Genomic DNA, 23,107 nt, shown 5'->3' on the forward strand with positions numbered 1-23,107 from the left:
ATTAGAGTGTGACCATGGCAAGTATTCCTATACCACAACCATTAATAGACACTTGCCAACAGCTTAAAGAAAAAAATTGGCAAGCATTTATGCCACCATCTTTTGCGCCATATGACCTAATTTTTTGTCTCGACTTTTTAAAACAATATGATAACAATAATGCCACATTTGAATCATATCGTCGAGAAGTAGAACGATTAATTCAATGGGCCTGGCTAATTGAGAAAAAATCATTACTGGATTTGAAACGGCAAGACATTGAAAATTACATGCAATTTTGTTTCAATCCACCAAAATCATGGATTGGATTTAAAAAAGTAGCACGATTCATTACGCATAACGGCGAACGCATTCCCAACCATGAGTGGCGCCCATTTGTAGCCACTGTAAGTAAAATTGATCATAAAAATGGACTGAGGCCCAATAAGCAAAACTATCAATTATCACAAAAAGCAATTCGTGAAATTTTTACGGTGCTGAGCAGTTTTTATAATTACTTGGCCTTAGAGGAAAAAGTATCCATTAACCCGATTACTTTGATCAAACAAAAAAGCAAGTATATCCAAAAAACTCAACATCAAGCACAAGTGATGCGCTTGAGTGAAAAACAATGGCGAACTTGTCTTGATACAGTTAAAAATATGGCAAATAATGCGCCCGATAGACATGAACGGACATTGTTTATTATTTCTGCGCTTTATTTATTGTACTTACGTATCTCTGAGCTATGTGCCAGTGATCGTTGGACTCCAGAAATGCGACATTTTTATCAAGATAGCCAAGGATGTTGGTGGTTTAAGACGGTAGGAAAAGGTAACAAAATGCGAGATATTGCCGTACCTGATGACATGCTTGCAGCACTCAAGCGATATCGTGTCAGTATGCAGTTAACCCCACTTCCTTCAATGAATGATCAAAGCCCTCTATTACCTAAAGAAAAAGGTAAAGGAGCAATGACTAGTTCAAGACACATTCGTCGCTTGGTTCAAGACTGCTTTGATAACACCATACAAAATTTAAGAAGCACCGGCTTTTCAATAGAGGCTGATAGTTTTGAGTCAGCAACAGTACATTGGTTGCGCCATACAGGTATTTCCGATGATATTAATATGCGTGGGCGGCCTGTTGCGCACGTACGAGATGATGCTGGTCATAGTTCCAGTGCTATTACCGATCGATATAATGATATTGATCTCCTTGAACGACATCAATCTGCCAAATATAAAAGACTAATGTCGAAAGAAGATTAATCAGGAGGTGTACCAAAATAATTCTGTCAGCAATGCTGACAGTTTCGCATTTTACTTTAACAGATTTCCGCAACACCGCTGCGGAAATCTGTTATTAGCTAGTTTACTGCCGGAGATAGTGACAATTATCACAAATATGAGTTGGATTACATATCTGGGGCAAAAGCGAACTGAGATCCAATAGATACCATGCCAGGCTTGAGTTTATCTCATAATTTATGACATTCAGTGAGTGACAAAAAATCCAGGGGAGAATCAATAAAATTAGTGTGACACGCAACCGGTTTGATTATAATTAACACTTATTTGTGTGATATAGAAACTCTAATTCGCTTTTGCCCCAGATATGTAATTCAACCCAGTATAGCGAGAAAAACAAAAAATACGCTGCTCTCTGGAGTCTGAGTAGATTAATTCGGGATCAATATTTTGCCATGTCTCCTTTATATGAGTATTCAGTCCACGAGTAAAGCAATGCAAACCAAATTCAATGACAAACGCATATCGAATTTCAGGCTTATTTGTAGCTTCCTGTTGAACAAATTCCCAACGCAATTCGTTTAGATGATCGAGTTGATATACTTTGCTTTTGTAAATAAATGGATTCCACGTTTTAATTGTACATACCTCTTATTGTTATTTTGATTTTATCAATGCAAACTGGATTACTTGTTAAGCAATAAATAATCCCCCCGCTCCATAGCAATGGTAATGAATGCACTATATCTTAATGGGCTTGTGCTCCTACGGGCTTTAGTTCTTTTTGAAAAGTCCAAATCAAACCTAATATAATAATCCCCATCCAAGTTATTGATTTGCACCATGAAGCATAATAATAAAGCTGTATGAAGTGTTGTGGCTGATTTAAAATGGGAATTACATTAGGGGATGAAAATAAACTGATATTATTACTTACAATAATTGGTGATGCAAAAAGGAAAAACCCTTTTAAAATAAGCTCATGATTCTTCATTTTAACAGAAGAAAGAATAATCAAAACAAGCGCAGGCGCTAGAAGCAAAGCAAACCTTGGCCAGTAAAAAATATGAGTTATTGGGGTAAATAAATCGCCATAAGAGGAAAATACCCCTGATTTTAAAGCGGTTTCAAAAGAAAGCGACAAATAGGACAGAACTAACAGTAAAAAAGAGAAGTAGTGTATTGGTGTTTTTAGATTTATGCGCATTATAATAGTTCCTTTTTTTTGATCACGGTGTGAGCGTGCTTTAGCTCACCGCTTATTCTTTAGGATATAGTGTTCTTCCAGAAACGGTTGCTATTGCTTCTATAGGAATCGCATGTTCCTCATCATTAGAACAATTTAGGCTGATGATGCTAGCTATAGCATTGCTGTATCGTAATCAGGCCTAATATGTGTATCTGACGAGGCGATACATAATGTATTTCCAATGAATAATTTAAAACGTGCTTGGCTTAGTTTTTCTGAGACGTCGAAAGTCTTTAGAGTAACTCCTGATAACACTGTCCCAGGGGAAATTGTTTTTTCCTTGTGAGCCTTATCAGATGGAAGCTCAAATTGTTTTGTTACTATAATGTGCGCTGTTTTCCCTCCTTCAACATAAATTCTATTGGGTTTTTCTGATGAAGTCGAATTGGTATTTTTTGCTTTGCTTTTTATTAAAAGGAGATCAGGCGGCATTGGGCCGATAATTTTTAGTTCTGGTGAAGCCCAATAGATGGCTTTATTATTGCCTAAAAGTTTATAAGGCAAAAACACCACATCATGTTCCCCCATATTCCAAAAAACACCACAAAATAGATGCTTATCACCTATTGTAGAGCGGTTTAATAAATTACCTTTGCTGTCTGTAAAGCGATCGCAATAATGGTTATTTTGGGTCTTTGGCACTTTTAATGGTGAATACGCTAATTGAATTTCGCCATTGGCACCCATAAGAAACAATTGCCGTGAAGCAGTTGCATAGAAATCATAGCTCAATTTAGCAATGAATGGAGACAAAAACAGCACCAAGATCCCTAGCTTTATACCCAAACGCCGCGATGATTTTTCATCGAAAATAGAAAATAGAATGCACCACGTAAGCACAAGCCCCAGAACAATGATACAACCGTTAGCAAATGTTAAGAACACAATACCTCTCTTGTAAAAACTATCTATGCAAATGGTTACCATTTTATCATATTATTTTTTATAACATTTAATCTTATTAATTAGCTCATTTTTATTGAGTGCATCTATTTTATGTATTATCTTCTTAGGATTATGCCCTTGATCGAGCAATTGTTTAGCCCATAACATAAACACATCATCCTCGGTGAGAATCTTAAAAAGAATACGTTTTAATAAAGTCTTCGTGTGAACGTTTCAGATGTGATTTAACCTCCTCCAAAAACATCTGATATTGCTCAGTCGAAGAAAATAAATCCATGTTTAGATACCAATGTGCGCCATATTTCAAACTCATGGCATTTGATATAGCGGTACGAAAAGCGACTTCTATTCTCTCTAGGGCATCGATAACTAATAAGCGTAGCTCTCTATCAAAGGCATACAAATTTAAAAGATCCGAAAATCGCGTGTTAGGTTTAAATTGGCTAGTGTTTGTCGCAGAGCTAATGAGAAAAGGCTTAAAATAAATCATCAAACGATAGTAACCAATGGTCGTCAAATACTGGCTAGCTTCTTGTTCATTATCCAACAATAGCCCTTTTTGCCGTAAGTGATGTATTTGTTCTGGTATGGAAAGAGGTGGTTTATTAAAAACCATTTTTGAATGCATAAAGTAAATAACCCGCCCTGGTCCGCATTATTAAGAGGCGTGGCAGGTATGGTTAATTATATTATAACCCGATTGCGCTCAAAATCAAATACGATTGATTGTCATTAATGTAATTTAAACAGAATGTGCAACGTAACTGCCTGAATCACCGTACACGCCAATTCCCCATAAGAATGTTATAATTAACCGATCGTTAAAAGTCCTCATTTAAAGATTTTTGATTTAGGAATTATGGTGTAAGCAATGGATGTGAGTGTAAAAGAGTTTTTGATAACGCTATATATCGTAGGTGGATTAATTACCCTAAGTTATTCTATCCACAGCTTTCTCAATTTTCGACGCTTAAAAATATATTACAATAATAATTTGCTGCTAAAAAGGCCTGATATTAAACGCTATTTGATTCTTAACCCTCTCCCTTTGGCCATATTTTTTTGTTATCGAAAAAAGCCCTATAGAGCGATTTTCCGAGCTATTTTTTAAACATTATGGTGATGAGGGGCATACTTATTTTAGAAGCCAAGGGCTTAAAAACTTTTTAAATGACCTATTCAAAGGAAAAAATCGTTATAAAAAGTATCAAATACACACACTTTGCTGGCCAATTGACAAAAACTCTCAAGATTGGATTGAGCATGAGCGATTTTTTAAAGGCAATAATTTCTATGCGCGGATTGGGTTGAAGGAAGAGACACAGGTCTATTAGCCTATATGTACATAAAACAGTTAGCCCCTAATTTTGATTTTGGCTCAACTGGAAATTATAATAGTGAGGTTTGGGAGTATGGAGAGTCTCTACCCTGGATTATAATGCACCATTGCCGGAATGGGTTCTAAAAGCTATTTAAATAGCTTTTAGAAATATTTTTCTTTTCAACCTATAGAGATTATATTTGGGATATTGAGTTGCAATTTAATTAAACAATAATGTCCCAAAATTCCATCTTTCTGGTACTGAACAAATCCTCTTTTGTATATTATATGTTGTCCTTGGTGTTGATTGAACTTGAAACAGGAACGTGCAATCTGTTTTTATCAATTAAATCCAGATGCTTTGGAAGTCATCTATCAAAAGTAAATATTTAAATCATATGATAGATGTAACCCTCTTGTTTTCTGCCTATCACTAAAGTGTGTACCCTTGTGATATCAGAAAGCCAGTTTTGAAATTGTGTGTAATGGCTCGGCATTGGCCATCAATGCTCTTGCTTTTTTAGAGACTTTAATAAGAAAAGGCTAAAATCAAATAGCTGAATTTGTTTAAATAGTTTCGAGATCCTCATTGAGCGTTTATTATTACGGGGAAGGAAAATAATTGTTTGGTCATAAAATGGTCGTGGAGCAGGGTAAAATCCAACTGGAGCACCAAAATGTTCACATTCTTCACTAATAAAGAACCAGTCTTTACTATTTACAGAAAAAAGATCAAATTGGTTTAATAAAGAAAATACGGACTGTGAGTCTAAATGAACTGTATATAGTCTACCGCAAACAGGAAACTTTTTATTTAATTTTAAGGCAAGATATCGAGCTGCTGAAAAATGATGAGATCCCCCACTATTACATAAATGAATGCGGTTGTTATCCCATGCATAGCAATAAAATGAAGGATTATTGAATATTCGTCCGCCCTCCCACTGCAAATTTTTATTTAAATTTTGTTCTGATATGTCGGCGATTAAATTATGGTTAACTGTTGTTGCGAAATCATCAAGGGTTTTAAACAGGCTCAGATCTGATTTTGATGCGCCAAGGCAATCAATATCGCGAATATCACACCACCAATTTTCTGTTTCGTTAACTGTGACAATATATTCTAATTCTGGGATATATTGTTGTGTTGAGTAGTATCTTTCCCTTAGATTCATGGTGTATTTTTTATCAAAATAAAAACTATCCCACCTGTTCCAATGAATTATTTGATCCGCGTTAGCCGTTTGGGGAGGTGTTTTTAATAACATTTGTAGCTGAGAGTGACTTTTGATTTTTTTTATAAATCTTGATGGGTGTAAAAAACCTTCTTGTATCGAATCAACAATTAAATTAAGTACAGTCCCCATGCTTATCCTTTGTTTAGACGTGCGTTCAACTAGCTCAAAAGCTATTAAAATAATGCTAAAGAAGTATTCCTTTTACTATTGATGAAATACTGTTTTTTAGTTGTTTCCCATTATATATTTAAAGTGTTCAGGTTTTTTTTGTTTTAAAATGAGTTGTGTAGTTGGCTGTAATATCATCAGCCTCTAACTTGTATTGATTAAGACGTTGTTTGACAGTTTGACTGTCTTCAAACTTATTATCAGAGGCTATAGATTTTATAAATTGACGAGCGTTATTAACTAACTTTTCTAACAAGCTCTTATTTATTATTTTTATATTTTTACTTGGAGAACACGCATACTCAAAACAAGCAGATAAATGAATCATAATAGGTACACATTTAGCACCATTGCCATAATTGTTATTAAACCAAATTTCAGAACCATTCAGCTGATTACAATCGTGTTTACAAATAAGATCAGTGGTTGCACCATTTTTACATTCAATAACTAAAAATTTTAAATCATCCAACAGCCAGAGATTATCTGGTCCTTTTCCATAATCATTTTCGGGGCGTTGGCCTATAAAGCCAAGTAGGTATGCTAACTCTTTAAAAGCATCCTCAAATATATTTGCAGTGCCTTCACTAAATACAAGTTTTGAAAATACTCCCTCTGCATAGATAATAAGTTTGTTTCCATCTTTAAATTTTTCTTTTAAATAGTTAGAACATTGTATTGCTTGTGATCCGGTATGATTTTGTAGTGGCCTATAACAGATGCCTTCGATTGGTTTAAGAACTCTTAAATTATCAGATATAGCGGATAGCTGAGTTTTTTGCGATTCCACCTTATCGTACTTGTTTATATATTCCGACATGTATTGTTTTAACACGCCTCTTAATAAAGGATCTTCAGTTGACCTATTGATTTCATTCAAAATTCTATTTGCTGCTTCTTGTGGTTTCCCAGAGCGATCTAAATCGTAAGCCTCTCTTAAAGCTATTTTTATTGGGTCAGTTTTATTTTGATTGGAATAATTTAAGTCTGCCATAATACCTCTGCTTAACTTAACCCATTGAGGATCCCTTTTTAGACTGTAGTTTATGACAGTTTTAATCTCATCAGCTCCCTTATCTTTTATTTGGTCTGCTATTTGCTCTGATAATTCTAATTGAGCCTTTGTCGCGGGTGAAAATAGTTCTAAAGTTTCGCTCGTATAAAGCTGAGAAGTAAGATCTTTCCCCATAAGAAAAATGACGCAATAATCATCATTAGATCTAATTCCTCTCCCCATCCCCTGTTCCACTTTATGAACTATTTGATTTACTCTGTTCGAACTACCTGCAAGCTCACTCTGGCGAATTTTATCAATATTATTTCGGGCTGCTGGTAATCCATCTATAACTAATAATCGGCAAGCATTTTCGGGTAAATCAATCCCATCATATTTGTTAACTAAAATCGTTAAGCCAATATGAGTCGTTTTAAGTTGTTCAATTCCATGAAGCATACTGTCTTTATTTAAAATGAGATCCGCTGCATCCTCCCAAAACTCCACTCGCTTGTTAGAGGGGACAATAACTACCACGTTATATTCTTTGGATAATTCCAAACATAATGCTTTAACATCACTATCGAACATATTGGTGTTAAGAGCTTGTGGTAATAAGATTAATCTGTCACCTACATCCCCCGCTGAATCTGGAGTGATGGGGGTATTAAGATATTGGGGGCTTACACCAAAATGAGTCGTTAAGACGCTATCGTCCGATAATGTGGCGGTCATAAATATTTTTCTTGATGCATTACTCAGAGACGGAATCACATCAATTGGAATACAATTACTTGTAATTTCAATGTCATGCTTACTAATCACGCAACTACATCGCTCTAAATTTTCTTTTATTAATGCCCATTTAAATTTTATTTCTTCATGATTTTTGTTTTCAATTAAAACCTGCATTACATTACTAAGATTTTCTTGCCAGTTCCAATATGGGATTAAGATGTAGGCAAAAGGATCCCCTGATTTAATCTCCAAATATTTTGCTTCCGACTGCCTTTTCATTGCCTCTTCAAAAATACTAAATATTTTTTTATGTGCCGGGTTAGAGGATGATACATTCAAAGTGAATTGTTCTTCGACTGTATTTACGCATGCATGGGCATCATCAATAAGGATCGTTTTAATGGGTATTTTAGTTCCTTCATCCCCAACACCAAATACTGATTTTCCGTTAATTAATTTATATATATTAGTTACTAAAATTGCTTTCCCTTTTAAAAAACTCTCATTTTCAGGGTCATCGACTGCATTTAATCCAAGATCTTTTGCTTCGGATAAAACTTGCTCTACTAAAAAATTATCTGGAACAATGTAAACTACAGGTCCTTTCTTCTCATTCAAGCAACTTTTTAAAATTAAAAGGCCAACCACTGTTTTACCGCCGCCTGTATTCATTTTTATGACCAGGTTTCGTTCCTCTTTTCGGTCAAACCACTTGCTCCATACTTGAGATTGCACATCGCGGGGATAATGGAATTTGTTTGATTTTTTATTGGGTAACGCATTAAAAATTTCTCTCGGTTTTAAAACAGTATCAACAGTTTGTCCCGTACCCAATTTGGAAAAATCTAATGCCATTTAATGTCCTTTAAAGTTTACTGTTAATCCATATTGGCCAAAGAGTAATTAGGCCTGTAATTGCAATTTTAAGTGCATGTTCAGCGCATCAGCAACCTTCACCAGGGTCTCTAATGAGGGAATAAATGAACTATTGCCACTTTCAAGGCGAGAAATAACCGATTGTTTGGTTCCAATTTTATTAGCCAATTCAGATTGTGTCATATGTCGCTTTTTACGGGCATTTACAATCATTACTGCTATATTATTAATAATTTGCTCACGCTCATAGTGCTTGGCAAATTCTTCATCTTGATTGATTTTATCGTCAATAAATTCATTTAAGGTAAGTGCTTTCATTCTCGTATACCTCCATCATTCGTTTTTCAGCCAGTTCAATTTCTTGCTTTGGCGCTTTTTGTGATTGTTTTTTATAGGCATGTAAAAGAACGATGATTTCTTTTTGAATGCACACATAAAAAAACCGATAACCACTGCGCGATGTTTTAATTTTAATTTCCCAAAGCGAGCCTTTTATTTGCCTGAATTGTACCCTTGGGCTGTCAAACCCTAGCTCTTCAATACTCTTTAAACAACCAGCAAGTCGCGCTATCTCATCGGACGGCAAATCATTTAGAAATTCCGCCACGGGGTTTTTGCCCGATTGTTTTTGGTAAAATTTTATTTTCATAATAATTTATAGCATAAATGTGATAATTTGGAAAGTATTTAACTAAACTTAATCCATGGATTTTAGTTTATTGCTTAACGTTTCCGAGTTATTCAAAGATTCTAGTTTATCGAGCAGTTCCTTGAGCGGTCTATGATTTTTTAGTAATGGATTTGCCCACAAAAACAAGATATCGTCATCAGTTAATATTTTTTGCACTATATCTGGTTTTTCCTCCAGTAAAATCTCTACAGCACAAGCTACTAACCATTTAGAGGTTGATAATTCACCTTTTGCGATTTCTTCAATGGTTTTTGGCGCAATACTTTTATCTTTATTGAAAAGCGTTCTGGCTTTTTGGTGCAGTTTTTCTGATTTGTTATGAATGGATAATAATTCAGAAAATATCGCCTGTATTTTCAAGGAAACATCTGTTTTTACATTTTCAGATAATCCTAGTTGATTAAGCAGTGTAAGCGCTTGCTGTTTTTTTTCATCAGGAAGGCTTGCTGTCTTTATTTTAAGTTGCCCAATAGCGGCACTTATCATGGCATCATAAACATTCAAGTCGATGTGTTCTTCAAAGCATAACCTGCTGAGCTCATCAATAGCATCAATAAAACTACCTGGTAATCGGATCCTAAAATCTTTTTGTTCGGACAGAGCCTTTGTGGAAAAATAATGCTCAATAGCCACAAGATTATTCATGTAGTGCTTTAGTTCAATGGCTTCGTCCTGGCTTAATTTGTCCCAGCTATCGAATTCATCGCAGTTATTTGCTTGAAATGAGCCATAGGTTGTTTTTTTATCGGCTGATTGCACGTGAACTCTAGGTGGTTTATTCATGTTTGCTTTAACGGCAAACGATAGTTTTTTCATGAATCTACTCCTGTTAATGGCCTACTCCCTACGGTAGGGAGTAGGGCAATAGTCAGTATTTATAATCGGGTATTCTTTCTATTCTGTTATCAATGAATTCAACCAGTTGATCGCAATAGACTCCTTTTATCGGTTTATAGGGTATCACTGGCCACACTAGCATGTCTGAAAAGTCTTTGTTAAGGTAAAAGGAAATATTGTATAAGTCTTGCGCCTCATCCAACTCGATACAGACAAAACCATCTAAATAACGCGCATGAACTCTTATTGCAAGTGCATTAGATGATAGTTCATGCCATTTAGATACGCCCCAAGACCAAACGATCGCTTTATTCGTGTGCAGCAATTGTTGCTGGATAATTTCTGGAATAGTCATTGTGTTCTCCTATGTTTTTACTATGTGTCATTAGGACAAGAACAATATAACAAGGGCAGCAATAAATATCAACATTTTTGGTAAATAATTTTTATAAATATATTTTATAATAATTGTTGACGATTACGCGCTTTTTTGAGATACTGTATTTGTTCCTTGAGAACAATAGTAAAAACATAGGAGAAAACATAATGTTACCCATTTTATCAAAAGAAAAACTATTTAAATTAGCCCCTTCCATATTCACACAAGAAAGTTCCCACAAAACAAGTGATCAGTACTCACCCATCTCAACAGAGCAAATCATTGAAAAATTAATGTCAGAAGGATTTTTTCCAACTTGGGCAACTCAGACCAAAAGCCTGAGTCAAGAATCGAAAGCATTTGCAAAACACATGCTCCGTTTTCAACGCCATGATGTCATTCAAAATAATCAGGGACTTTATCCAGAACTTGTTCTTATCAATTCTCATGATGGCCTGTCTTCTTATCGCCTAATGGCGGGTCTTTTTCGGGTTGTGTGTGGTAATGGAATGATTGCGGGACAATCCTATGACGAAATTAGAATTAAACATCAGGGAGATGTTGTTGGGAACGTTATTGAAGGTACTTATAAGGTGATTGAAACCGCGAACAAGATGCTCGATGTATCAGATGATATGGCTTCAATTCATTTAAACGATACTGAAAAGATGATTTTTGCCGAAGCTGCCCATTCTCTAAAATTTTCTGATGATGAGGGCGCAATGATCGTTGCTCCTGAGCGTTTATTGCAACCAAGGCGTTATGTGGATCAAAAAGATAATGATTTGTTTACGGTGTTTAATGTCCTACAAGAAAATTTAATTAAAGGAGGGATCCGTGGCCATCGTTTAAATAAATACGGTTACACCACTCGAACAAAAACGAGAGAAGTAAAAGCCATTGATCAAAATGTGAAATTAAATCGTGCGTTGTGGACGTTAACCGAAAAAATGATGGAAATAAAAAGGTAAAGGAATTTTTTAGAGGCAAAGAAAAATCCCTTTGCCTCATCTTGAAAATAGCGTGTTAACAATAGCAAGATAAAAGGAACATTGATGAAATTAAGACTATACCACGGACGCAATACCCCAGAACAAGAAATGGATGATTGGGGCTTTGAAGGAGCAACACTTTTTGGTGTTGATGGCATTATCTGGACATACGGAGTTCCTAGAGTGTTTTTTATTAATGATGATTATTTTAATATAGCCAAGGAAGTAACCGGTTGGGATGAGATTGCTGATGGTTTAGAGATGCGTGTTTATGAGGATTTAATTAAAACCAAAGAGGGGTACTTTGGGGATTGGGAATTAATTGGAATATAAGTGGTACTTTTTTCTATTCTTTTTGTCTCCTTTTGTTGGTTTTATATCTTATATATGCGTTGATAATTAATAGTATGTTAATTGATAGGATCACAGAATAATAAAAAATTCTGTGATCTAAAATTAGAGCTTCCAATTTATTGATGATTAAAAATAAAAAATTCTTGATGTAAGAAAAAATAGCATTAATATTAATCAGAATAATAATGACTAAAAATAACCCCACCTTCCTTTTTATTAAGGAAAAAAATAACATTATTGAATGTGCTTTTATTTGTAAGGATCTAATATTCATTCTAGGATAGTACCCTACCTGATACCAATCCCACGGCTTCTAAGGGTATCGATTTTGAGTTCTCATTGGCGCAGTTTATGCCGCTAATTTTTGCAACTATATTTCCTGATCTATAATCAGTTTTTAAAATGGAATCCGCAATTGCCGTACAAGACATGGAATTGATGTTTATTTTAAATCGTAATTGATTTGGATTATCAGAATCATGAAAAGGAGCCATGACGAATGCGCTGAAAATTGTACCCATGGGTATCGATTTAGATTCCTTAATATCAGATGAGGTGAAATTAAAATTTTTTGTAACCACAACTTCCCCCATCTTGCTTTCTGACACATAAATTCTTTTTGATTTTGATGTGAGTTCATTTTTATGTTCGGCCAGCAGTTTTAGAGACTCATTTTTATTAATAAACGGAATAGGGATAAACCAATCAACAATGGTTATCATGACCTTATCCAGAAAAGGAGGTTCAACACCATGAATTTTCGCGGCAATCTCGGACAACTCTTTTAGAGATATATAGGTTTGCTTTTCTTTTTGATTTAGTTTTGATTGAACGGAATAAGAGTGATAACCAAATAGACCAATAATAGTTAGTGGTATGATGTATTTACATGTAGTCCTAATACGGTTTTTCACTCGGATATCCTTTTTTTTTAATTGTATATTTACTAAATTAAATCCTAATGCGGAACAATACTAAACGGATTCAATAGCCTGTTTCTTCTCTTTTCGATGTTGCTTCCATTCTTTATCTTTAGAAAAGATCATGATGGAGGACTCTTCAAAAAAATAGCTAATATCATCAATGCCAACCCATGAGCAGTATTCTTTTATTTCTGAGTAAATGTCTTTACTAATTTCGATTTTAATTTTTTCTTTTTCAGGTGTTTTTTTTGCACTAATTAAAGCCATGGTATTCTCCAAAATTAACATCAATTTTATAAAAAATTTAGTTTACTATATCAGTAAAAATAGGACATAAAAATACAAATCGAAACAATTAATAGCGATTGGCAAACGGATCATAACTATTGCAATAATTTGTAGATGAATAACTACGATAATTGTTGTCATGATTTCTATAATAATCATCAAATGAACTGTTAGATCCAAATGTATTGCCATTTACATCCAGACAACCAATCATTGGCAGGCCGCTTGCAGGATTAATTTTTGTATCATTTGATTTAGAGTAAGAATGAAAAGAATGCCGTTTAGCATACACAGCCTTCTCTTCTTCAGTCCATTCACTATAGGGTCTAAAATGAATGATTTTAGCAATTTTTTTCAGAAATCTTTTTAATATATTCATGATATAAATATCCCTATTGAGTAAATGGTTAAGAGAATACTGTGAATCACAAGCACGCAATTATTATGCGCTTTTCATAATATTAATTTAAATAAATAATACTAAAATTCCCAGTTAAATGCCCATACAAAAAGAATGATTAAATTAAAAAAGAACACACCCCTCGCAATGGTCATTGCCTAAAACAATTCTGTTATAATTCAGATAGTTAGCTATAATTTTGCATTTTATATTTTATCAACACCTTAATTACCATTAGGTGTGGATGCACTCTTATATAGTAATCAATAAGTTAAAATAATTCAACACCTAATCCACACCTATTTATTAATATATAAAAGTCTTTAAATAGCTAATAGACACCTATTCCACACCCATTATTAAATGGTACAATTCTCTATAATGTATCAAAAACGATGTGCGGAATGTGCATTCTGAATTAACCAGAGGAATTTATGCCCAAGGCTTATTGTTATCTAAATCAAAAAACAATCGACCAGCTCGAATCAATAAAAAAAGATGAAGGACATGATTCATCATCTCAAACCATGAAAGAAATAATTGAGTTGGGGATCAAAGTTTATCTCCATAATAAAGAGAATCCTACGATGAGCGAGGATGAAAAAAGACGATTGGAAAAAGAAGAGGAATTGAACAAGCAACACACAACTCATCTGTTAAGATTGCTCGCGGTCAGTGCTGATATTTTTCGTTGCGTTTATGATAAAAACAAACTCCCTGATGGAGCGGTCAATGCAGATGAACATATAGCTGCACTTAAGAAAAAAGTAGATAATTTTGTTGATGGCTATATCAATAACTAAGTCATTAAGATGATTATATGAGTTAACAAAATAACATTTGAATGGTTTAATAGGGGCTTCTATAGCGAAACCCTTGAATGTATTTTCATACATATTTTTAGCTTTTTGATAGCTTAATTTTTAATTGAAAGCCAATTAGAAAACCTAAATGAAGCGACAATAATAGGATTGATATTGCATAAATGGTTTCAATTTCCACTAAATTAAAAACCTCTATTTTTCTTGGAGAAACGCTTAATAAGCTATAAATTGAGATAATTGCTACTGAAAAAAATATAGTGTATTTTTTATGACTGTCATTAAAAACAAGCCCTGATAGTGAGTAAATCAATGAGAATATAAATCCAAATGCACTGACAAAAAAAATTAAAAAAGGCCAAAAATCTCTAAGATCACTATTATTCGAATCCATCATTAATGAAACAAACCCAGCCAATAGAAATGAAGAGGTTATCAGGAATAAATCAATTTTAAACCCTTCTTTTTTTGTAATTTCAGAACCATTTAATAACAAGAGTTTATTGTTTCTTTGTGACCAATAAACAAATGCTAGTACTAAAGGAAGTGTCATAAAAATTCCTTCTAAAGGTACACTTAACTTATAACTCTGATATTCCATAGCTAAGGTTCCAGCTAAGTAACAGATAATTATTAGCCATGTGTATCTATTAATTTGTTTCAAGTACGCCTAATCTTTTTATTACAAATAAGTATGATCATAATAAATAGTACCGGTATTTTAATAACATTTATGTTCATGAATAGAGTTATTAAGAGCCAATTTAATGACCCATTCATCATAATAAATGTGCCTATAAAAGCGAAAATAAATGCAATGAAAATGTGTATGGAATCGCGCATAATGAACCTTAATTAATATAAATTTAATAAAATTATTCGTGATGAAATCTATGAAAATATATTTAACTTATAGTAAATAGATTCCACCACCCCAATTTACTACTAATAAATTTCCATTTCTTCTCGTTGTAACGTTCTTGTTTTTTCTATGGATGGATTTTTATTTTCAGGTATTTCTATCTTCAATTGCCGAGAAATTGTCTCAAGACACTTCTTTATTTGGTCTTCATTCACATCGATTTTGTTATTAGTACCAAGCATTTTTTCAATACTTACTGACTTGTTCAATGTATCAATAACACCTTGTACTCCACTGGATTTATTCACATCATTAAAATCTTTTTCCCGTATGGGTATGGCAATCTCAACGGTTTTTCCATGATGTTTTAATCGTTCAATAGTTTGAATGATTGCTTTGTCTTCCTTAATTGGTTTTCCATCATTATCAAGACAAATAACCACTTTATCAGTGAGTAAATCCATATGAATACTAGGAAAGTTACTTTTCCCAAGAGAGACTATGACGCGTTCATTTTGTACGGCATCTCGAATACTTAATCCAGTGACCACGCCTTCGGCAATGTAGGTGACACTTTCCTTTCCTTGACCTTCATTTAAGATAACCCCTGCTCCATTTTTTGAACCATATGATCTCTTGTCTTTTATGTTCATTAGAGGTTTATTAGCTGTGTCTTTATCGAGGTAAATTGCCTCAACTGCTACCACCTTATTATTTTTATCGCGCGCAATATTTAATAAAGCTGGCCTGTATTTTATTTCTTCAGATTTATGAGTATATACCTTCGGATGAAAACGAAGATTCTCACCAGAAATATTGTGTATTCCTCTAATTTCTTTTAAATACTTTTCTGCAATCGTGCCTATTATAGGCCTGGATTCTCGAATCAATTGCATGCCATATTCATTTTGTTTATCCTGTTTTATAGTATGTTTCGTTTTAAAATGATTCTGCTGTTCTCCCATAGCTTTAATACTTTCTTTTAAGTCATCACCTGTTAATTTTGCCGCATATTCAAGACTTTCTTTAAAGTTTAGATTGCATGTATTTTGAATTAAATGAAGTAAATTTCCTTTTTCATTGGTTTCATGGTTGAACCATGTTCCTCTTTTTTCTCCAGTTAAACAAAAGCTTAAACTGCCATGTGTGCCATAACGATAATTAACTTTTGAGGATAAAGCTGGATTAGGTTTTCCAAGCAAGGATTCAATAACCAGCTCCGCATGATGTGATAAATTCTCTGACACGATATTGGCATCATAATGAGGCCTCTGGTTCTTTACTATAGGATTGAAATTAAACGAAGTTGGATCCGCTGATGGAGGACTAAGTGCTTTAGTTGTATAGTCAGTATTAAGACGGTTTAATGATTCCAATGCAGAGGTTTTCTCTGGAGTTACACGAAGTTGTTCTTGCAATTTCTTATAATTATCCGTGTAAATCATGGCATGCTGTGAGCCACGTGTTACCATGATGTAGAACGAGCGTAAATGATTTACCTTATCATTCCCAGTTTCAGCTACTCCGATAACAAAAGGTGATGATGCGCCTTGAATAGAGTAACTCGTAGCCGTATAACTGTAATCCCAATGTGAATCTTTCATTTCCTTTTTTAGTAATACATGATTTGCTCCACTGCTGTCTTTTACTGTAAAGGACTCGTCTTTTACATCAATTACTTGCACCCTTTCATTAGCAAAACGTCCTAAAGACTTATCGGATTTTTTAAAATGTATTTTTTCTCCAACAGAGATTTTTCCTGGCTTCGATTGAAACAATTCGATTTTCCAATCCTTATTTTCTTTTTCAGGTATAAATACTGTTTTATTACCTTTCGTATCATTTAAAACTACAACTTTAGCGGATTCATCCACAGAAACCACCTTGAAATAGTGTTCTCCTCTTTTTAAAAAAAACTCCCCATCTTTTTTTAAACAATCACGATATGTTTCACAATAGTAAAGCTCTGCGGTGGTGTAGTTAGTACTTAATAACCGAGGAAATGACTTATTTTCAGAGCCTATAGAAGATTCTTCCATTAGAGCATCCCGTATAAGGGTATTTGCAAATTCTCTTTTTTTGTTTTCATGAATAATAACAATGGTTTTATCACGACAAGCCGGAGTACGGGATAAATAGTCCCCTACTGCCATTTCAATTGGGCTCTTTTGCTTTAATATCTCCAGAGTATTTTCATTAGAGTCTTGTATATTATTAGTCTGTTGTAGCGCGTTTTGTTCCGCGTTTCTTGTTTCAATAATTGACGAGTTCATCTTATGGTAAAGACTATCGGCATTAGTTCGCTCAATATCGACTAAGGGTAGATCTGCTAATTGAACTAATGCTTTATCAGTATCACCACTAATCAAGGTTTCAATCGCTTTTTTGTATCCTACAACCTGCTGCCTTACCAGGTCGTCCATACAGGCAACACGTATACTCCCTTCCTGTATCAATATTTTGCTTGGCTTTCCACTTTCTATACTCTGATGCTGACTAATATCGCCTAGTAACGCACAACGTGCACCCGAAGCTTGAATTTTTTGTACTAGGCTCGCACAATCTCGATTGGATACCATAGACGATTCATCAAGTAATACCAGCGAATCTTTGGTTAGGGTAGACTCTTGGTCTTGTGCAATAAGGAAACTCTTTAATGTTTGTGCTTGGATCCCCAATGCCCTCATTTCCTTAACGGCCTGGTGTGTCGGTGCTACAGCAATGATATGAATATCTTCCTGAACCATTGATTTTGCAAACTGTATGCTGTCGATGGCGCTTCGAGTCATGGTTGTTTTTCCAGTGCCTGCATAGCCTTGAATCATAATAAACTGATCGGATGTGGTCGTGATTAACTCACAGGCTTCTTTTTGACCTTTTGTAAGGTTCGCATGATCTAATTTTTGGAGTGCCTCTTCATTGCTCATCAGTGGCTTAAGCGTATTTATTCCCGCTTTAACTGTATTCACAATGGATTCTTCAAAGACAACAGCTTCTTTGGTGGTCAACAAATTCTGGGTTCCAGAAATTAAATCACCGCTTTTTATTACCTTATCTAATACAGTATCCAATTCGTTAAAGCCTGACTTCCCAATAGCCTTATCCAGTGCCACCTTGAGTACTTCTTCCCTTTCGAATGCAGCTTCTCTCTCTGAAAGATGGGCTATAGCAAATTGCAGTGCTTTTTCTGCATCACTTTTTATTGGTTTTTCACCGGACAAAAGTACTAGGGCTTTCTCAAGTGATGTTAACAGCTCACCGGTGGTTACGTTGTCAATAATTTGTGCTCCATGATTCATTTTGGCAGCCTCTAAAGTTAAGGATATTGCAGAACCTTGTGAGGTGGTCCTTAAAGCGTATCGGTTAGCCTTATCCACATCATCGGTAATAATCATTAACTCTTCTTTAGTTGATTCCGATAACAACGACAGGGTGTTTTGACGAAGAGCATAGGCTGGTAGAGTAACGAGCGTTCTTTCAACAGGCTTAAAATCATGAGCATGCATGGTCTTGGCATATGCATAATTGAGAGGAAGATGTTTGTCGGTACTCGTGATTAGGTGAATGGTATTTTTTCCATTCTTTATCTTTATTCCATGACGTGTAAACGCGGATACTTCATACTGAGTACCCATTTTTACTCCCTCAAAGGAAAGGCTTCCCGTGGCCACCAATTGTTCACCTATCCCAATAGAGAGTGGCGTTTGTTCATAAACCTGCATGGAACCTGTAATATTTTTAGTAGGTAATTGTGAGATTCCCCCATTGTGATTACGCACAACCAGCAGATTATCCTTCTCATTAACACTAATCACGGTGAATTTTTTAGACTCTGTGCGAGTGTTATGGATTAATACCAAGTCTTTCTGATAACTTTTAGCCAGTTTTTTTTCACTGTCCGTAAGTGAGAGACGGGTCAACGTATTAATAATTTTTTCTTCCGATGAAATCTCACCTTGTTCTTTTAACTTTGTTCGAATGGTTTCATTAACTTCTTTTGCCTCCAGCTTCGATGCAGTTAATACCAGGGTATTCTGCCTTTGATTCAATGGCAGGGCACTATAGAGCGCGGCTGTTTTTAAAATACGAGCATCTTTTTCTCGCGCTTCTATCAGATTGACATTGGAGGTACGCAACGGTTTATGTTCGACATTAAATGTTTTCACAAAAGCTTTATCAAGAAGACCTGGTATATCTGACTTAAAGCCGTTTAATGAGTGTGATTTTTCCAGAAGAATTACTTTGGCCGCACGCCTATCTGCGATAGCTAATAAGGTATTCATCTCGTCAGGAGAAAGGCGCTGTGACTCATCCACAATAAGTAGCTCTCGCTCTTTTTTACTTTTAAAAAAAGGTAGTCTATGGTCTGAGTCATGACGGTAATTAAAGCCTGCAACTGTTTCGCACAAATCCTGCTTTCCAATAGATAAAATCCATTGCCACAATGAGGGCGCTGATTTGGCCATATCTTTATTAATGCTTAGTGCAGAAAGAGTTGATGGAGCAAGTACTCTAATTTTTTTTGAATTTTGCGCATAATCGATTAAAGTGCTTAGAAGCTCTCGTGATGTGGCACTTTCTTGTTTGATTCGAACAACCCCCTCTTTATGAGATAAGGCCTGTGTAACCCCTTTTTGAATGGACTCATTATTCGTTAATTCCTTTACCTTATTCATATCGCGAACTATGGCATTTTTTTGTGGCGTAAAGTCTGAGATTTTTTTAATAAGTTCACGCTCTTTATAGATGAGTTTATGCGTTGTAAAACACGTATCTTCTGTATCAAGAGCAATAAGCTGTTGTGTGCCAAGCGCCTGTTCAATCTGAGACATCAGCGCATCAAACCCCTGCTCGCCCAATGAAAAATAAAGGCTTGTCTGCAATAGCTCCTGATAAGTAAACTTAAGTTTTTTTTCTTCTAAGTGAGCAATGGCATCAAACACACCCATTCCAAACTCTTGACTCTTGATTTGAGTATCCTTTATCGAGTGTGCCGCATGAGTTTGTTCTTTCAAAGTAGCTAAATAAGTCGATGGATTAATACCCAAATCTTCGCTTTCTTTGTTCCAACGTTCACGCAATACCTCGGGATCGGTCGTCTCTTTTGCTTTTCGGGAATCCAAAGTTGCCCGGTCATACGCTTTTAGAGAATCAGAGTGCATTCCCTTTATTTGTTCCTCAACCTGAGCGCGACGTTTGGACAATTGCGCCAAGAGTTCCTTATCAAAATGTTTGATTTCAAATAAACCATGCGCATCACCAGTCTGCTCTATTTCTAACCCCATGTTTTTTAAACCAAGAGCAATTTCAGAACGATACACAAGGCCTAAAAAGATTTGGTTATCCATAATCCATTCCATGGTTCCGTGATTGCGACTGATGTCAGAAGCCAGTGCACGCCACTTGCCATCAAGACGCTCAGTTAAATTCATCAACAGCGCATGCACATGAAGTTGGGGATCTTGCTCTCGCGAGGTGTCATGAAGAATGGTTGCAAAACACAGGTTGCCAGTTTTTTCATACTCTATGCCTTCTTTCCCTGACTTTCGCGCTTCTGCAGCTTCCCTCTCAATGAGTTTCAATACGGTTTTCACCGCATTTAAGTGCAAATCAACAAATTCTTTATGCCCACAGACCAGCGCAAGATACGACACAGATTTAGGTGCGGAAAAGGTCAAGTCATAACCACCACGATGCTTGATTTCACCACTAAGAGATTTCAGACCAATGACATCACCGCTTGGTAATGTACCGCCAACAACGGCTTCAAGATCGAGTACGTTGACCTCTCCAGATAGGTTTTGACGTACAGCACTTAAGCCAACCCATTCGGTGGTTAATTGATTAGTAAAGTAATAATTTTCTTTATCAAAATAATACTTGGGATTAGTAATAGGTTTTACTTGCATACTTAACATGATTTATTCCTCTATCAAAAAATGGATTCCATATCGCACTCACGTTCGACACGTTTCTTATTGATTGGTGCTTGAGCATCAAAGCGGCTGTCTGCCGTATCATTAACAACAGCAGTATTTTTAAGAGTTGCATTACAGGCCGAAGGAAGCGGTAGGGTTCGAGGTAAAAAACCTGATGCTTTTGCACTTCGTTTTTGATAGAGAAGTTCCAATTTAGTAATAGGATATTGACCAGGTAAACGCAGGTAGCAGGTAAGGGGATCAAGTCCCATAATTTCAGGATAGGTTACTAAGGGGCGTGTTATACGGTTTTTTCCTAATGAAATACCGTCACGAATGGAGTTGGCTCCATAAGAGTAATTTTCTCGGGTGTCATCAATTTCTTCATCCCCAAGCTCTTTACTGACAAGTTGCGCCATTTCATGGCTTGGGCTTGCAAAAAAGGCTCGGGTATTAAGCAAATCAAAAATTTCAGCTGCCCCACTACGCCCATATACCTTCTCCAATTGACTAAAGCTCTGCATTCCCAGAAGAAAACAGCCGCCAAATTTCCTGACTTCAGCAATGGTTTCACCCAATAAGGGTAATTTGTGCAGGCTTGGTAATTCATCACAAATAAACCAAATTCGCCTGTTCGCGTCTTCTGGCAAACTTAAGAGTGTCAGTGATGCCATGGCAATCCACATCGAAATCAACGGCTTTAAAGATTTATGTTGCTCCCCATTGCTTGATATAAAAAGCCAGCCCTCCAAATCTTTATTTAACAGATAATCACGAATGGAAAAGGAAGGCTTCCCAGACTCATCAAGCCCACTTAACGACTGCATTGATTTAAGGTAGGTTGTAATGACAGAGCGAATGGAGATGGCTGTTTTTTCTATTTTATTACTGACCAAAGTCGCTGCGGCTGTACCGTTGAGATAAGGTTCCAACTCGCTAAACTCGCCAGTTACAAGTAACCCTAACAGCTTGGATAAGGAACGTTCTTTATCCTCACGCATTTGACTTGCAAGACAGGCAAACACGGTACGTGCTGCATTAACCCAAAACGGATCGTTTTCTCCATGCATAGGGATAAGACTTTCTGCCATATTTTCCAGTAATTCATCTTTTGGGGCTTCCAGCCATAAATCCCAATTAGCGCAGCGTGCATCAAAAGGATTGAGCAAGACATCATGACCTTCCTGAAAATACGCCTGAGTAAACGTGCACCCCTTATCATAAACAATGACTCGGTCGCCACGCGCACGTAAACAATCCATCAATTTCATGATGAACTGACTTTTTCCCATACCGACCGTACCATGTACTAATAAATGCTGTACCTCTGAGCCTTGCAAAAGAGGGAATCCATCAAGATGTAAATCAGATGCTTTTCTTTGCTTTATTATCTGTTTTTTAAGTGTTTCTGATGGGACTAAACTCGCCCCTCGTATAAATTGGTTTTGTGTTTGTACCTTTCCTCGATAAATGAAATATCGGCTCACCAAAAGTGCCACAATCAACGATAAGGGAAAACTCCATAGAGTTGACTGTAACAAGAAGGTCAGTAAACGATCTGAGGTAGCAGAAAAATAGTGATTGTGGAGAAGCTGCTCGACAGTTTGTGATGCATACCCCCCTTTAACAGGGATAGAAAATACATGTGGCACCCCTGCCAGGTGATAAAAGTGAGCCGCGTGATAGGACACCGTCTGTCTTATCATTCCATGTGGCGCAAAAATACCGGTCAATACAATGCTTAACCCTGCCCAAATGAATAAGTAAACATGAAAGAGCGCTTTGTTAATCTGAAACCACATCCGCAGATTATGGAATGAGATCTGGCCTCCCCGGGTATAATGTTTGTAATTGGATTCATGACTCATTTTATCTTCCTCCTGCTTGTTTTGGGCAAAGCAGCGGCTTCCACTGCTTGTATTT

Annotated in this window: 20 protein-coding genes; 4 read left to right on the plus strand and 16 right to left on the minus strand. The window is 35.8% G+C overall.

Annotated elements, in window-relative coordinates; all coding sequences use genetic code 11:
- Window positions 1-14 precede the first annotated feature (14 nt).
- The gene (locus OQI99_RS15340) at window positions 15-1,250 is read left to right on the plus strand and encodes a tyrosine-type recombinase/integrase (protein ID WP_021460644.1); all 1,236 of its coding nucleotides are present in this window, start codon (window positions 15-17) and stop codon (window positions 1,248-1,250) included.
- 324 nt (window positions 1,251-1,574) lie between these two features.
- On the opposite strand, the gene OQI99_RS15345 is transcribed toward OQI99_RS15340, so the two are convergent.
- The 10 genes from OQI99_RS15345 to OQI99_RS15390 all read right to left on the minus strand — a co-directional run bounded on the left by OQI99_RS15345 (window position 1,575) and on the right by OQI99_RS15390 (window position 10,602).
- Window positions 1,575-1,805 carry a hypothetical protein gene (locus OQI99_RS15345; RefSeq protein ID WP_021460645.1) on the minus strand — a complete coding sequence of 77 codons (231 nt, stop codon included), beginning with the start codon at window positions 1,803-1,805 and terminating at the stop codon, window positions 1,575-1,577.
- A gap of 172 nt (window positions 1,806-1,977) precedes the next feature.
- A complete protein-coding gene (locus OQI99_RS15350; RefSeq protein WP_058393154.1) occupies window positions 1,978-2,436 on the minus strand; it encodes a hypothetical protein in 459 nt (152 codons plus the stop codon).
- Between the two features lie 153 nt (window positions 2,437-2,589).
- Complete coding sequence (locus OQI99_RS15355; RefSeq protein WP_230305092.1) at window positions 2,590-3,363, minus strand: hypothetical protein; 774 nt, start codon at window positions 3,361-3,363, stop codon at window positions 2,590-2,592.
- Window positions 3,364-3,556: 193 nt separating this feature from the next.
- A complete protein-coding gene (locus OQI99_RS15360) occupies window positions 3,557-4,000 on the minus strand; it encodes an Abi family protein (protein ID WP_162262800.1) in 444 nt (147 codons plus the stop codon).
- A 1,208-nt stretch (window positions 4,001-5,208) separates the two neighbouring features.
- A complete protein-coding gene (locus OQI99_RS15365; RefSeq protein WP_021582677.1) occupies window positions 5,209-6,072 on the minus strand; it encodes a DUF6685 family protein in 864 nt (287 codons plus the stop codon).
- 127 nt (window positions 6,073-6,199) lie between these two features.
- Window positions 6,200-8,698, minus strand: coding sequence for a helicase C-terminal domain-containing protein (locus OQI99_RS15370; protein ID WP_025520167.1), 2,499 nt, complete (start codon window positions 8,696-8,698; stop codon window positions 6,200-6,202).
- A 48-nt stretch (window positions 8,699-8,746) separates the two neighbouring features.
- Complete coding sequence (locus OQI99_RS15375; RefSeq protein ID WP_021460513.1) at window positions 8,747-9,037, minus strand: helix-turn-helix domain-containing protein; 291 nt, start codon at window positions 9,035-9,037, stop codon at window positions 8,747-8,749.
- Complete coding sequence (locus OQI99_RS15380) at window positions 9,015-9,368, minus strand: type II toxin-antitoxin system RelE/ParE family toxin (protein ID WP_021460512.1); 354 nt, start codon at window positions 9,366-9,368, stop codon at window positions 9,015-9,017. The genes OQI99_RS15375 and OQI99_RS15380 overlap by 23 nt, the downstream gene beginning before the upstream one ends.
- A 48-nt stretch (window positions 9,369-9,416) precedes the next feature.
- Window positions 9,417-10,226 carry a hypothetical protein gene (locus OQI99_RS15385; protein WP_021460511.1) on the minus strand — a complete coding sequence of 270 codons (810 nt, stop codon included), beginning with the start codon at window positions 10,224-10,226 and terminating at the stop codon, window positions 9,417-9,419.
- A gap of 52 nt (window positions 10,227-10,278) precedes the next feature.
- Window positions 10,279-10,602 carry a hypothetical protein gene (locus OQI99_RS15390; protein ID WP_021460510.1) on the minus strand — a complete coding sequence of 108 codons (324 nt, stop codon included), beginning with the start codon at window positions 10,600-10,602 and terminating at the stop codon, window positions 10,279-10,281.
- A gap of 191 nt (window positions 10,603-10,793) precedes the next feature.
- Between OQI99_RS15390 and OQI99_RS15395 the strand changes: the two genes are divergently transcribed.
- Window positions 10,794-11,597 carry a DUF932 domain-containing protein gene (locus OQI99_RS15395; RefSeq protein ID WP_021460509.1) on the plus strand — a complete coding sequence of 268 codons (804 nt, stop codon included), beginning with the start codon at window positions 10,794-10,796 and terminating at the stop codon, window positions 11,595-11,597.
- An 84-nt stretch (window positions 11,598-11,681) separates the two neighbouring features.
- The gene (locus OQI99_RS15400) at window positions 11,682-11,951 is read left to right on the plus strand and encodes a hypothetical protein (RefSeq protein WP_021460508.1); all 270 of its coding nucleotides are present in this window, start codon (window positions 11,682-11,684) and stop codon (window positions 11,949-11,951) included.
- 296 nt (window positions 11,952-12,247) lie between these two features.
- On the opposite strand, the gene OQI99_RS15405 is transcribed toward OQI99_RS15400, so the two are convergent.
- From OQI99_RS15405 to OQI99_RS15415, 3 genes are all read right to left on the minus strand, one after another.
- Window positions 12,248-12,886 carry a hypothetical protein gene (locus tag OQI99_RS15405; protein WP_021460685.1) on the minus strand — a complete coding sequence of 213 codons (639 nt, stop codon included), beginning with the start codon at window positions 12,884-12,886 and terminating at the stop codon, window positions 12,248-12,250.
- Window positions 12,887-12,946: 60 nt separating this feature from the next.
- Window positions 12,947-13,162, minus strand: coding sequence for a hypothetical protein (locus tag OQI99_RS15410; protein ID WP_021582697.1), 216 nt, complete (start codon window positions 13,160-13,162; stop codon window positions 12,947-12,949).
- 88 nt (window positions 13,163-13,250) lie between these two features.
- Window positions 13,251-13,562 carry a hypothetical protein gene (locus OQI99_RS15415; RefSeq protein ID WP_021460687.1) on the minus strand — a complete coding sequence of 104 codons (312 nt, stop codon included), beginning with the start codon at window positions 13,560-13,562 and terminating at the stop codon, window positions 13,251-13,253.
- Between the two features lie 455 nt (window positions 13,563-14,017).
- Here OQI99_RS15415 and OQI99_RS15420 point away from each other — a divergent pair, with 455 nt between their 5' ends.
- Window positions 14,018-14,386: a hypothetical protein gene (locus tag OQI99_RS15420; RefSeq protein WP_025520174.1), complete on the plus strand. Its 369-nt coding sequence runs from the start codon at window positions 14,018-14,020 to the stop codon at window positions 14,384-14,386.
- A 97-nt stretch (window positions 14,387-14,483) separates the two neighbouring features.
- Here the strand turns inward: OQI99_RS15420 and OQI99_RS15425 are convergent, their stop codons facing one another.
- From OQI99_RS15425 to traD, 3 genes are all read right to left on the minus strand, one after another.
- Window positions 14,484-15,068, minus strand: coding sequence for a hypothetical protein (locus tag OQI99_RS15425; RefSeq protein WP_131795757.1), 585 nt, complete (start codon window positions 15,066-15,068; stop codon window positions 14,484-14,486).
- Between the two features lie 281 nt (window positions 15,069-15,349).
- Window positions 15,350-21,184 (minus strand): conjugative transfer relaxase/helicase TraI, encoded by a 5,835-nt coding sequence (gene traI / locus OQI99_RS15430; RefSeq protein ID WP_058393173.1) that lies wholly within the window; start codon window positions 21,182-21,184, stop codon window positions 15,350-15,352.
- A 14-nt stretch (window positions 21,185-21,198) separates the two neighbouring features.
- On the minus strand, window positions 21,199-23,052 hold the full coding sequence (gene traD, locus OQI99_RS15435) for a type IV conjugative transfer system coupling protein TraD (protein ID WP_021582615.1): 1,854 nt from the start codon (window positions 23,050-23,052) through the stop codon (window positions 21,199-21,201).
- Window positions 23,053-23,107 lie beyond the last annotated feature (55 nt).

The organism is Legionella sp. PATHC039 (assembly GCF_026191275.1).
In the GTDB taxonomy this organism is placed as follows: domain Bacteria; phylum Pseudomonadota; class Gammaproteobacteria; order Legionellales; family Legionellaceae; genus Legionella; species Legionella pneumophila.